The sequence below is a fragment of the Ruegeria sp. CDSA236 genome, from assembly GCF_059611285.1.
In genome coordinates, this window is record NZ_JBXWPG010000001.1 from 503,846 (window position 1) to 515,560 (window position 11,715).

An 11,715-nucleotide genomic window follows, 5' to 3' on the forward strand; every position below is an offset into this window, starting at 1 on the left:
GCATAATGGCACGACATTGAGGCAGACTTCATACGGCGGTAAACAGAGTGTCCCGTTCCCATCGGCCCGGTTTGGGCTCAGTTGCTTTTTTCTCGGTGGCTTTCATGCTGGGTGTGTATTTCACCTTTGCTGCCGTCCAGGGAGACTATGGCCTGTTTCGACGGGTCGAGATTGCAGCGGAACGGGATGCTCTGTCGCGCGACCTTGCAGCGTTGAGCACCGAAATCGCCGAAATGGAAAATCTGACCCGCAGGCTTTCAGACACCTATCTTGACCTCGATTTACTGGATCAGCAGGCGCGCTCGATCCTTGGTATGATCCGCTCGGATGAGATTGTCATCCGCTGAGCGGGACCAAAATTCTTCGTCGGAAATCCCTGCTGTGGTAACGCATACGTCCCTACCTGAACGGTTTTCCGCGTGTCAAACAACAGCGCAATATTTCCACTCGCCAGAAAGCCTCAAATGTTCTATTAGATAGTTTAACGCTAAACTATCTTGCCGAGAGGGGGAGATCGCCACAATGGCTGCGCGAAAAACCACAAAGAAACCAAACGTTTCTGCGGAAGAACTCAAGACCTATTACCGTGAAATGTTGCTGATCCGCCGATTCGAAGAAAAGGCTGGCCAGCTATACGGCATGGGTCTGATCGGTGGTTTCTGCCACCTGTATATCGGTCAAGAGGCAGTTGTTGTGGGACTGGAAGCAGCCGCCGAAGAAGGTGACAAGCGGATCACCTCTTATCGCGATCATGGGCATATGCTGGCCTGCGGCATGGATCCGGGCGGCGTAATGGCAGAACTGACCGGGCGCGAGGGCGGATTGTCCAAGGGCAAAGGCGGTTCGATGCATATGTTCTCGAAAGAGAAGCATTTCTATGGCGGTCACGGCATCGTCGGGGCGCAGGTTCCTCTGGGTGCCGGTCTGGCCTTTGCCGACAAGTATCAGGAAAACGGCCGCGTCACCTTCACCTATTTTGGGGACGGCGCCGCAAACCAGGGGCAGGTCTATGAGACCTTCAACATGGCCGCGATCTGGGAACTGCCGGTGATCTTTGTGATCGAGAACAACCAATACGCCATGGGGACGTCCCAGGCGCGCTCGACCTCAACCAAGGACATCTATCACCGGGGCGAGGCGTTCGGCATCCCTGGCGAGATCGTCAACGGAATGGATGTGCTAGCGGTCAAAGAGGCCAGCGAAAAGGCCGTCGCCCATTGCCGCGCAGGCAAAGGTCCGTACATTCTGGAAATCAAAACCTATCGCTATCGCGGACACTCGATGTCCGACCCGGCCAAGTACCGCACCCGCGAAGAGGTTCAGAAGGTGCGCGAACAAAGCGACCCGATCGAACATGTCCGCGAGCTGCTGCTTTCCGGCAAACACGCGACCGAGGATGACCTGAAGGCGATCGACAAAGAGATCAAAGAGATCGTCAATCAAGCCGCTGAATTCTCGAAAGAAAGCCCCGAGCCGTCGCTGGACGAGCTTTGGACAGATATCTACGCCTGAGAGGACGATTAAGACATGGCAACCGAAATTCTCATGCCCGCCCTTTCCCCCACGATGGAAGAGGGCACGCTGGCCAAATGGCTGGTCAAGGAAGGCGACACCGTATCAAGCGGCGATATCATGGCCGAAATCGAAACCGATAAGGCCACGATGGAGTTTGAAGCCGTTGATGAAGGGATCATGGGCAAGATCCTGATCGCTGAAGGCACAGAAGGGGTCAAAGTAAATACCCCTATCGCCATCCTCGTCGAAGAAGGCGAAGACGCCTCCGCCCTGCCCGCGGCTGCACCCGCAGCCGCAGCGACGACCGAAGCCGCCCCTGCTGCGGTTGAGGCCCCTGCTCCTGTCTCTGCCCCAGCCGCACCTAAGGTAGATCTGTCCCCAGATTGGCCAGCTGATGCCGAGATGAAGTCCGAAACCGTGCGTGAAGCCCTGCGCGACGCCATGGCCGAAGAAATGCGCAATGACGGTGACGTCTACCTCATGGGTGAAGAAGTCGCGGAGTATCAGGGCGCTTATAAAATCTCGCAAGGTTTGCTGGATGAGTTTGGCGCCAAGCGCGTAATCGATACTCCGATCACCGAGCATGGTTTCGCCGGGATCGCAGTTGGTTCGGCCTTTGGCGGGTTGAAACCGATTGTCGAGTTCATGACCTTCAACTTCGCAATGCAGGCGATTGACCAGATCATCAACTCGGCCGCGAAGACGCTCTATATGTCCGGCGGTCAGATGGGCTGTCCCATCGTGTTCCGGGGTCCGAACGGTGCCGCCGCCCGCGTGGCCGCGCAGCACAGTCAGGACTATGCGGCCTGGTATATGCAGATCCCCGGCCTCAAGGTCGTCATGCCCTATTCAGCGGCCGACGCCAAAGGGTTGCTGAAGTCCGCGATCCGCGATCCGAACCCGGTGATCTTCCTGGAAAACGAAATCCTCTATGGTCGTTCATTCGAAGTACCGCAGGTGGATGACCTGAGCATTCCGTTGGGCAAGGCCCGCATCTGGCGCGAGGGCACAGACGTGACCATCGTCAGCTTTGGCATCGGCATGCAGTTCGCACTAGAAGCCGCCGATAAACTGGCCGAGGACGGCATCAGCGCCGAAGTGATCGACTTGCGTACCATCCGCCCGATGGACACTGGCGCAATCATCAATTCGGTGATGAAGACCAACCGGCTTGTGACCGTCGAAGAAGGCTGGCCGCAAGGCTCGGTCGGCAGCTACATCTCATCGGTGGTGATGCAGGAAGCGTTTGATTACCTCGACGCGCCTGTCATCAACTGCACCGGCAAGGATGTTCCGATGCCCTACGCAGCGAACCTCGAAAAACTGGCGCTGGTGACCACCGACGAGGTGATCGCAGCCGTCAAACAAGTGACCTACCGGTAAGGGAGCAACAGACAGATGCCCACCGAAATTCTGATGCCCGCCCTGTCGCCGACCATGGAGGAAGGCACGCTTGCCAAATGGCTAGTCAAAGAGGGCGACACCGTCTCCTCCGGAGATCTGCTGGCCGAGATCGAAACCGACAAGGCCACGATGGAGTTCGAGGCCGTTGACGAAGGCACAATCGGCAAAATCCTGATCCCTGAAGGAACCGAAGGGGTCAAAGTCAACACCGCCATCGCGGTTTTGCTGGAAGAAGGCGAAAGCGCTGATGATATCAGTGCAGCGGCTCCGGCGGCGGCGCCAGCCGCCACGGGCAACGAGGCTTCCGCTCCAGCGGCGTCCGAAGCGCCCGTCCCCGCCCCGGCAGCGCCGGTCAAGGCAGATGGCGGTCGTATCTTCGCCTCGCCCTTGGCTCGTCGCATCGCTGCGCAAAAAGGTCTCGACCTAGCGCAAATCAGTGGATCCGGCCCACATGGGCGTATCGTCAAGGCGGATGTCGAAAGCGCAACCGCAGCCCCTGCTGTGGCGGCTGCCCCTGTACAGGCCGCATCAGCACCAGCCTCCACAGCCGCGCCAACCGGCCCCTCGACGGATATGGTCATGCGGATGTACGAATCCCGCGATTATGAAGAGGTTAAGCTGGACGGGATGCGCAAAACCATCGCCGCGCGCTTGACAGAGGCCAAACAAACCATCCCGCATTTCTATCTACGCCGGGATATCAAGCTGGATGCACTGCTGAAATTCCGCGGTCAGTTGAATAAGCAACTTGAGGCCCGTGGCGTCAAACTCAGCGTCAATGACTTCATCATCAAGGCCCTGGCCAATGCGCTGCAACAGGTGCCCGAATGCAACGCCGTCTGGGCGGGAGATCGGGTTCTGCAGCTGAAACCCTCGGACGTGGCCGTTGCCGTCGCGATCGAAGGTGGCCTGTTCACGCCGGTCCTGCAAGACGCCGACACCAAGTCGCTATCAGCGCTTTCAACCGAGATGAAGGACCTGGCTGCCCGTGCCCGCGAACGCAAGCTGGCCCCGCATGAGTATCAGGGCGGCACATTTGCGGTCTCGAACCTGGGCATGTTCGGCATCGACAATTTCGACGCTATCGTGAACCCACCGCATGCGGGCATTCTGGCCGTCGGCACTGGCGCAAAGAAACCTGTTGTTGGTGACGATGGCGAACTGACGGTTGCAACGGTCATGTCGGTTACGATGTCGGTCGATCACCGGGTCATCGACGGTGCCCTCGGTGCGCAGCTGCTGCAGGCGATCGTCGACAATCTGGAAAACCCGATGGTCATGCTGGCCTGATATCTGACTAAAAAATGGCCGCCCTCTTCTGGGCGGCCTTTTTCTTTAAGAACCTTCAGATCTAGTGATCTTTGCCCAGCATATGATCCATCGAGATCGAGGGCTGGTCACATCCTGCTTCACCGACAATCTTGGCCGGAATACCGGCAACGGTTTTGCAAGGTGGCACCTCTTGCAGCACCACCGAACCGGCGGCAATCCGGCTACAATGGCCCACTTCGATATTGCCCAAGACTTTGGCGCCGGCGCCGATCAAAACGCCATCACCAATCTTGGGGTGACGTTGCTCCTCTTCTTTTCCGGTCCCGCCCAGCGTGACCGAATGCAACATCGAAACGTTGTCGCCAACGATGGCCGTTTCACCGATCACGATGGAATGAGCATGGTCGATCATGATCCCCTTGCCGATTTTGGCAGCCGGGTGAATGTCGATGCCGAAGATTTCGGAGGACCGCATCTGGAAGAAATAGGCCAGATCATATCGCCCCTTGAGCCATAGCCAATGGGCGACGCGGTAGGCCTGCATCGCTTGATAACCCTTGAAATACAGGATCGGTTGCAGAAGACGGTGGCAGGCCGGGTCCCTCTCGTAGACCGCCATCAGATCTGCGCGGGCGGCCTCAATCAAATGGGGATCGTCAGCATAAGCTTCGTCCACGATCTCGCGCAGAACCATCATCGACATTTCGTTCGAGCATAGTTTAGCGGAAACGCGATAGGACAATGCTCTGGTCAGGCTGCGATGATGCAGAATACAGGCGTGCACCAATCCACCCATCAGTGGTTCATTCTCGACCGCGGCCTGAGCCTCGGTCGTGATGCGATCCCAAACGGGATCTACGGGTGTGACATGACTGCGCTTTTCCAACATGGCTTTTGATCCTTTGCTGCGCCTAGAATGCCATTTAGTGGCTAAAACGCCAAACGCAAACCCGTGATCGGCAAAGCAACGAAAATGAATGAGGCTGACCTGAAGCAAATCAACGAGAAAATCCTTGTCAGGCTGGACGAATTGGCGCGCCAGTCGCAGGCCGGGAAAGATGCGCAATCTGTTGTTGAACTGGATCAACAATCTATCGGTCGTCTGAGCCGGATGGATGCGCTACAGAACCAGGCCATGGCCAAGGCGCACCAAGTCAATCGGGACCTGGAATACCGACGCCTTTTGGCCGCGCTGAAGCGGATTGAAAGTCAAGAATACGGATTCTGCGAAGATTGCGGCGAGCCGATTCCAAATGGCCGACTGGAATTGGACCTCGCCGCAACCAGATGTGTCAGCTGTGCTTCTGGTTGATGCGGAACCGGATCAAATGACGCAGCACCGTCTCAAAACACCGGCAATACTGCAGATCATCGAATGAGGGTTCGGCGGCAAGGCGCCGGTTTCGCGCCGCAGCCATTAACGAACCGTTGCCGAACAACGGGTGTAGCCGCCCTGTTTTACTTACATGGCCATCAGCCGTTTCAGCTTCGGCAATCATACGTCGGCATAAACGGTCACGCTGATCGGGCGGCGCGTTCAACAAAACACGCGCCGCCGTGCTGACATCTCCGTGCAATACGGGCCGCACCGCGCCTATCCGACCTGCAGCCTGACAGGCAATCCAGGTCCGTAAGCCGCAGATATCTGCGAAACCGAAACCTCAAAAGACCCTGTAACAGTATCCGTGGCCTTCATGGATGACGTATAGTGCCAATCCGGCTGGGCAACGACCTCTTCGCGGATCAGGCTACCATTCTGCCGGACCTGAACAAGGTAGGCTTCGGTTTCTTCATTCAACGGCACATCCAGCCCGGACCAGTCATCGCCATCCAGACGTGTCCGCCGCACCCATGAGAACACGTCCCTCGAGCTGGATTGCTGCACGCGAAGATGAGAGGGGGCATAGGGCCGCAAACCATTGCCTTCAAGGGCCTCGACCAGATGCTCGTAAGAGGGATCTTCGTACCCTCTGGCTGCAGGGCCGATGCGGTAATGTTTGGTCAGGCCACGTTCTGACCGCAACAACCCTGTCTGGAAGACACGTTCGTCCAACAACACGAACATTGATCCTTCGGGCCAGACATCGGGCATGATTGCATCTGTCCCCAGCTGGCCGCGCAACCGGCCGGATAGGGTATAGACACCTTCCTCTTGCAGAGCAGCATCCGCGAACTGGAACACCTCCCAATTGCCGGGCGTTCCGTCGCCAATCGCTGCAAGATTTGCGCCGTTTAACAAGGCAGACCGTGGACGGGACTCCAGGACGCCATCTACAAGATTGACACGTAAGGCATCGCCTTCATCCCAAAGTCCGGTACTGGCCCTTCGCATCGGGCTTGCGGTGAAGCCTATTATGGCCTGCCCTGTTATCACCTGTTGCAACGCGTAATCCTCATCGCTTAATGCGGCATACACCGCAACGCTTCCTGGCCAAGGGTCTGCTGCAGCCGCAAGATATGGCGCATGCGGCACTTCGGAACCGGTGATCAGAGGCAGGTCCAAGAATACCGGCAGCACCGGCACCGGAGCGACAAATGGCTTCGCTGTAACTTCATCAGCGGGGGCATCTGGCGGTGTGTAAACGCCGGGCTCGATCCTGACAGCCTCGGCCAGTTGCATTTCGGCCTGTTCAAGCCTGTCAATGCGATAGCGCGCTTCCTGCCCACCACTGACAAGCCGCACAACATCCCCTGCCCCGACATTCAAAAGCGAAGGCGGTAATGCAAACCTAGCCGTTTCACGCGAGACACGCGCCTCACTCAGCCAACGTTCCACCGTTTGACGCCCCTCGGCCCGCGTCATGGACAACGGCATCTCATTTACCGATACCGAATGGGTTTCATCATCAGGCAACACAGCCTCTTCCGAGACTATTTCATGGTCAGCATCAGACTGAACAAAGCGCAGCCTGACACGGCCAGAGATTTCCGCCTCAGCCTCGCGACGATATTCCACGTGTCCGTCAATGTCCGAAGTGATGGCCAACTGCTCTTCATTCAGGGTCAGGGCACGTGCGCCATCCCGCATCTGAAAGATCAGCTTTCCTTCGCGTTCAAGCGCATCGAAACCATACCGCAGCATGAGCGGTTGCAATGCCGAACGGGCATCCGAAACCTGTTCAACCGCATAGCCCTGAACGGAACCGTAAAGGCCCGAGACATCAATCTCGGTAACACCGGCAGCATGGCAAAGCTCGGTTACAACAGAGGCCAGCGTTCGTGAGCCGGAACGCCCATTAAGCCAATGGCCGCGGGCATAGTTGGCCCCATCGCTCCACTGGCTGCGCAGGTTTGGAAAGGTCGGATAGGGCCGCGCATCCCACGCCCAGACATAGGCATTGGACACGTCCACCATCGGGCCGCCATAGCTGGATGAAACTGGATTGATATCTGCGTCCGACCAATAGCCAAGAACCGCCCTGAGGTATTGCGTCTGCAGAAAGTCGTCCCGAAGCCCGTTTGAATATTTCGGCAACCCGGATTCTGAAGATTTAGGGTCTAGAAACTTGTTGGGCTGGTTGGTGCCTTTGTCTACTGCCGCACAACCGAGCTCAGTGAACCAGATGGGCTTGGACTCTGGCAACCAGTCAGTCGGGTTGTCGCTACGCACACCATTGATTCGCTCGTGATGCGGTTGTGACCACCAGTTGCGAACGTCCTTATATCGCCAGATCCACGGCTCGTTATGTGAACCATCTTCGATCGGCGTACGGATTTGTGCCGCCTCTTCTTCGGGCGAGGCATAATACCAGTCATAGCCTTCGCCACCTTCGATGTTCCCACGCAGATAGGAAAGATCGTAGATGGATTTTGCGCCGGCATCCGCATCCACGTGATCTTCACCGTCCCGCCAGTCGGACAGAGGCATGTAATTGTCGATACCGACGAAATCTATGTTGTCATCCGCCCAAAGCGGATCGAGGTGGAAGTAGCGATCCCCACTGCCATCATTTGGCTGGTAGCCGAAATACTCGCTCCAATCCGCCGCATAACCGATCTTTGTGTCTGGCCCCAGAATACTACGCACTTGCCCTGCCAAAACGCGCAGCTGCTCAACGGCCGGAAATCCGTTTAGGCCACGAATCTGGGTAAGACCACGCATTTCCGAACTGATACAGAAGGAGTCCACCCCACCTGCCGCCTTACACAAGGCAGCGTAGTGAAGAATAAATCGGCACAACCCCCATTCCTGCGGGCCAGAATAGGAAACCGTGCCGTTTCCGATGACAAAATCATCCGCTCGCGCCTGACCAAAGAAATCGGACACCTGAACATTGGCCTCAGCCATCTGGTCCGGAGACCCGTCCCGCCCAGGCGCAACACTCAGAGTGATGCGACCGCGCCAGGGAAGGTGCGGCTGATCGCTGGCGTCTGACCACGGGTCGGGCAATCCGTTTCCACCGATCTGATCCATCAGAATAAACGGGTAGAACATGATCCGCTTCCCCTCTTGCTTAAGGTGTTGGATCGCTTGAATGACCGACGCGTCCGCTGGTGTCGCGCCATAGACGGGCTCGTTATTTTCCTGACGAACGATCTGGGCGGTTGCCCTTGTCAGCCCCGCGACACCCCAGGGCATATTTTTGCCTTCGATACCATTTTGCAGAACCTTTGGTTGTATCTTGCATTGACCGCATCGCAGATCACTTCCGAACCAGGACACAACCAAAGAGGCGGCTTCACAGCCCGGAAGTTCACTTTTCAAGGCTTGTGTGGACGTCACGAGATCAGGCAAACCAGAGGTTGAATTCACATTGGCCGCCCAACTGCGGCCGCGGCCTTTTGTGTAATTCACCTGCTGGGACGCCAGTGCATATTCACCGGTCCCGGGCATAAGCGCCACGCCCCGTACGATATGTGACAGCGCATTCTCGGTATCGGGCAATCCGGGCTGCTCTTGCCGCACAACCTCGAACGAGAACTGCGGGACACGGTTTCCAAATGCGCCCAGCTTTAGATCTTCGATCACGATATAGGCGGTGCCACGATAGGCCGGGACGTTTCCAGTCCCTTCGATCGCTTCGATCAACGGATCGGGCAGCTGATCGTCGGTGCCGGGATAAACGCGCATATTCAAGCTACTGCGCTCAATCTCTTCGCCATCCGCCCAGACACGCGGCACGTCAGAGATCTGCCCCGCACCCAACGCAACCGCCAACGAAACTGAATAGCTATAGCTGTTGGTGGTCGTCGTAACCTCGGGCTGTTTCGGCGAGCCTTTGCCACCCCCAACCGACTGCGTGGTAGAGCTGGTGCTGCGGGTTTCCAGAAAATCCGAAGCCCAGATGACTTGCCCGCCAACACGCATTCGACCAAAGATATTGGCGACAGCAGCGCCCTCACCCGTTTGGGTCAGGCGAAAACGGTCCAACCGGCCGGTTTCCACAACTTCGCTGCCGCTGCCCATCACCGATTGGCTCATCAGCCGCTGGTCGATGACCCGGCCAAGAGTCGCGCCAATGGCACGGCCGATAACTGCCGTGGACAGACCCGCAACCGTGCCGCCAATGGCCCCGCCAACAGCGGCACCCGCCGCAGACAGTAATATCGTCGCCATTTAGATATCCTCCGTGGGAAACTCAAAACAAGAAACAACCCGCCGTCGCCACGGGTCGCTTAGAGCGCTTTCGACGACGCCATGTCCGGAATACGCGTGAATGAAGCGGGGGATGTCGCCGCAAGTGCTGACAATCCCCAAATGCTTGGCAACGCCACTTTCGCGCATGCGAAACAGCAACACGTCCCCGACCGAAAACCGCGTTGGATCTTTCTCGACAAGATGGCGACGTGCTGCGGCCCACATGCGCTCTTCGCCCTGCGGCTCAGACCAATCCATGCTATAGATCGGGACGGCCTCAGGTTCGTGCCCAAGCACCGCGCGCCATACGCCACGCAGCAACCCCAGACAGTCCGTTCCGGCGCCTTTGACCGACGCCTGATGGACATACGGGGTGCCTAGCCAGCTTCTGGCCTCATCAACAATGCTTTGCTTAATCGGGATCATCGTCTGCTGCCCCCCCTGTTTGCCCCGTTCTTCTTGGGAACCGCCATCACCCAATCTTCGGAAGGCAGGTCAGGAAAGCCCTGAAAATTCGTGATATTATTGAACTTCAGGCGGCAGGTCGTCATGCGCTTGTCGCAACCCGCAGTCAGCCTCACCCGGTCGCCCTCGGCCAATCCTCCGCTGATGGCTGACCACAGAACAACCGATCGGCCCGTGTCGGTCTTTTGGTCCTTTTTAACCGCCCCCCACAGCCCAGCCGCGCGGCCTGTCAGCACATCAAGCCGACCACGTTCGAACCATGCCTCAAGGTGAGTTTCCGCCCCTCGCAGCTGCAAAATACTGCCACCCGTCAAACCGACGATCTCAGCTTCGGCCGAGTATCCCAGGGCATCGGTGTTGAACCCGCACGCCTTGTCGCCCAGCACGGCTGTGCAGGGCTTTTGGTAAATCCGGCCCAAAGGTCGGTTCAACTTATCTGTCAGGCCCCGCAGTTCGGCGTAAAAAGCCCCACCTGCCCGTCGCAATTCACCAATTGATCCGCGGAACTGCAACATTCGCCGCGATGGATCGGCCCAGTTCACAAGCCATGCCCGCACCTCGGCCCCGTCGAAACGACCGGATTCGATATCCTCTTCGGTTACCGCGACATCCGATAACGCCCCCATTGCTTCCGAGTTATCAATGGACAGCCCCGTTGCCTGCTCGATCGCGGCCGCCGTCAGACCCGAACTTGCATTGAAGTCCAGGCCTTCAAAGCTCAGCTTCAGGTCATGGTCGGTAAAGCCAAACTGAACACCGTCTGTGCGCGTAATCGCCCAACACCGACAGGTCGTTGTCAGACCACTCTGCAGATGGGCCTGCAGTGCCTGTTTGTCACCCGCCATCAGACACGCACCTCGACCACTGGCACGTTCGGAACGTCCCCTGCCTGAAAACTCGCGACACTTGTTTGGATCTTGTCGGTGTCAAACCTCACTGGCACATCGAATTCAAAGCCGGCGGTGATATCAACCCGTTCAGGCGGAGGCGAATAGAACGTGACCAACCCAGAGTTCAGATCCACCCCGAAGTCGACACCTTCACGCATCTCGTCCTGCTCGACGCCCACGCGGACGGTTCCCAATACGGGTTTGACGACCGGCCTTACATAACTGAATCCACCCGAGGAATAGGTCTTTACCAGCTGGAATTCTGTCGCTACGCCATCACCTTGCGCAATGATCTGGTCGCCTTGGGCAACTTCGCCCGTAGCCGCACCAGATTTGAAATCGGACCAGTCTTTCCAGCGAAATCCAAACATCTGCCCCTGCCTCGCCTCGAAGAACGAGATCAACGTTTCGATGTCATCCAAGGATCGCATACCCAGACCGGCATCATAGCGACGCCGCGAATGCGCCCAGGGGGTATTGCGCTCTTCGAACCCGTTCGCCAGCGTCACAATATCCGTGCGCCTCTCGGGCCCACCGACCGAACCAAAACTCAGGCTGGCCGGAAATCTCACCTCGTGGAAATTCATGATC

At 57.5% G+C, this 11,715-nt stretch carries 11 protein-coding genes; 5 read left to right on the forward strand and 6 right to left on the reverse strand.

All coding sequences use genetic code 11. The features are described from left to right. Positions 1-47 precede the first annotated feature (47 nt). The 4 genes from AC2FLB_RS02545 (at position 48) to AC2FLB_RS02560 (ending at position 4,209) form a co-directional block, all read left to right on the forward strand. Positions 48-347 carry an FtsB family cell division protein gene (locus AC2FLB_RS02545; protein WP_185956602.1) on the forward strand — a complete coding sequence of 100 codons (300 nt, stop codon included), beginning with the start codon at positions 48-50 and terminating at the stop codon, positions 345-347. 175 nt (positions 348-522) lie between these two features. Beyond that, positions 523-1,512: a pyruvate dehydrogenase (acetyl-transferring) E1 component subunit alpha gene (pdhA, locus tag AC2FLB_RS02550; RefSeq protein ID WP_142633213.1), complete on the forward strand. Its 990-nt coding sequence runs from the start codon at positions 523-525 to the stop codon at positions 1,510-1,512. 15 nt (positions 1,513-1,527) lie between these two features. Beyond that, positions 1,528-2,898, forward strand: coding sequence for a pyruvate dehydrogenase complex E1 component subunit beta (locus AC2FLB_RS02555; RefSeq protein ID WP_496688402.1), 1,371 nt, complete (start codon positions 1,528-1,530; stop codon positions 2,896-2,898). A gap of 15 nt (positions 2,899-2,913) precedes the next feature. Then, the gene (locus AC2FLB_RS02560; protein WP_496708558.1) at positions 2,914-4,209 is read left to right on the forward strand and encodes a pyruvate dehydrogenase complex dihydrolipoamide acetyltransferase; all 1,296 of its coding nucleotides are present in this window, start codon (positions 2,914-2,916) and stop codon (positions 4,207-4,209) included. 61 nt (positions 4,210-4,270) lie between these two features. Here the strand turns inward: AC2FLB_RS02560 and cysE are convergent, their stop codons facing one another. Further along, on the reverse strand, positions 4,271-5,080 hold the full coding sequence (gene cysE, locus AC2FLB_RS02565; protein WP_496676121.1) for a serine O-acetyltransferase: 810 nt from the start codon (positions 5,078-5,080) through the stop codon (positions 4,271-4,273). A gap of 84 nt (positions 5,081-5,164) precedes the next feature. Between cysE and AC2FLB_RS02570 the strand changes: the two genes are divergently transcribed. Beyond that, entirely contained in the window at positions 5,165-5,503 is a 339-nt protein-coding gene (locus tag AC2FLB_RS02570; RefSeq protein ID WP_496691066.1) for a TraR/DksA family transcriptional regulator, read from the forward strand. Here AC2FLB_RS02570 and AC2FLB_RS02575 read toward each other — a convergent pair. The 5 genes from AC2FLB_RS02575 to AC2FLB_RS02595 are packed head-to-tail and all read right to left on the reverse strand — an operon-like array spanning position 5,484 to position 11,711. Continuing rightward, positions 5,484-5,780 (reverse strand): DUF7742 family protein, encoded by a 297-nt coding sequence (locus AC2FLB_RS02575; protein WP_496691065.1) that lies wholly within the window; start codon positions 5,778-5,780, stop codon positions 5,484-5,486. The genes AC2FLB_RS02570 and AC2FLB_RS02575 overlap by 20 nt on opposite strands. A 5-nt stretch (positions 5,781-5,785) precedes the next feature. After that, on the reverse strand, positions 5,786-9,748 hold the full coding sequence (locus tag AC2FLB_RS02580; protein WP_496708559.1) for a baseplate multidomain protein megatron: 3,963 nt from the start codon (positions 9,746-9,748) through the stop codon (positions 5,786-5,788). Continuing rightward, a complete protein-coding gene (locus AC2FLB_RS02585; protein WP_496705937.1) occupies positions 9,749-10,195 on the reverse strand; it encodes an NlpC/P60 family protein in 447 nt (148 codons plus the stop codon). It abuts the gene before it with no gap. After that, on the reverse strand, positions 10,192-11,079 hold the full coding sequence (locus AC2FLB_RS02590; RefSeq protein WP_496708560.1) for a phage/gene transfer agent baseplate hub protein: 888 nt from the start codon (positions 11,077-11,079) through the stop codon (positions 10,192-10,194). Before AC2FLB_RS02590 ends, AC2FLB_RS02585 begins: the two co-directional genes overlap by 4 nt. Beyond that, positions 11,079-11,711: a phage distal tail protein, Rcc01695 family gene (locus AC2FLB_RS02595; protein WP_496708561.1), complete on the reverse strand. Its 633-nt coding sequence runs from the start codon at positions 11,709-11,711 to the stop codon at positions 11,079-11,081. The genes AC2FLB_RS02590 and AC2FLB_RS02595 overlap by 1 nt, the downstream gene beginning before the upstream one ends. Positions 11,712-11,715: the final 4 nt, after the last annotated feature.

Excerpts from the sequence above, each read along its gene's own strand:
- AC2FLB_RS02585 (WP_496705937.1), bottom strand. The coding sequence starts at position 10,195 with ATGATCCCGATTAAGCAAAGCATTGTTGATGAGGCCAGAAGCTGGCTA.
- AC2FLB_RS02555 (WP_496688402.1), top strand. The coding sequence starts at position 1,528 with ATGGCAACCGAAATTCTCATGCCCGCCCTTTCCCCCACGATGGAAGAG.
- AC2FLB_RS02570 (WP_496691066.1), top strand. The coding sequence starts at position 5,165 with ATGAATGAGGCTGACCTGAAGCAAATCAACGAGAAAATCCTTGTCAGG.
- cysE (WP_496676121.1), bottom strand. The coding sequence starts at position 5,080 with ATGTTGGAAAAGCGCAGTCATGTCACACCCGTAGATCCCGTTTGGGAT.
- AC2FLB_RS02580 (WP_496708559.1), bottom strand. The coding sequence starts at position 9,748 with ATGGCGACGATATTACTGTCTGCGGCGGGTGCCGCTGTTGGCGGGGCC.
- AC2FLB_RS02595 (WP_496708561.1), bottom strand. The coding sequence starts at position 11,711 with ATGAATTTCCACGAGGTGAGATTTCCGGCCAGCCTGAGTTTTGGTTCG.
- AC2FLB_RS02590 (WP_496708560.1), bottom strand. The coding sequence starts at position 11,079 with ATGGCGGGTGACAAACAGGCACTGCAGGCCCATCTGCAGAGTGGTCTG.
- pdhA (WP_142633213.1), top strand. The coding sequence starts at position 523 with ATGGCTGCGCGAAAAACCACAAAGAAACCAAACGTTTCTGCGGAAGAA.
- AC2FLB_RS02560 (WP_496708558.1), top strand. The coding sequence starts at position 2,914 with ATGCCCACCGAAATTCTGATGCCCGCCCTGTCGCCGACCATGGAGGAA.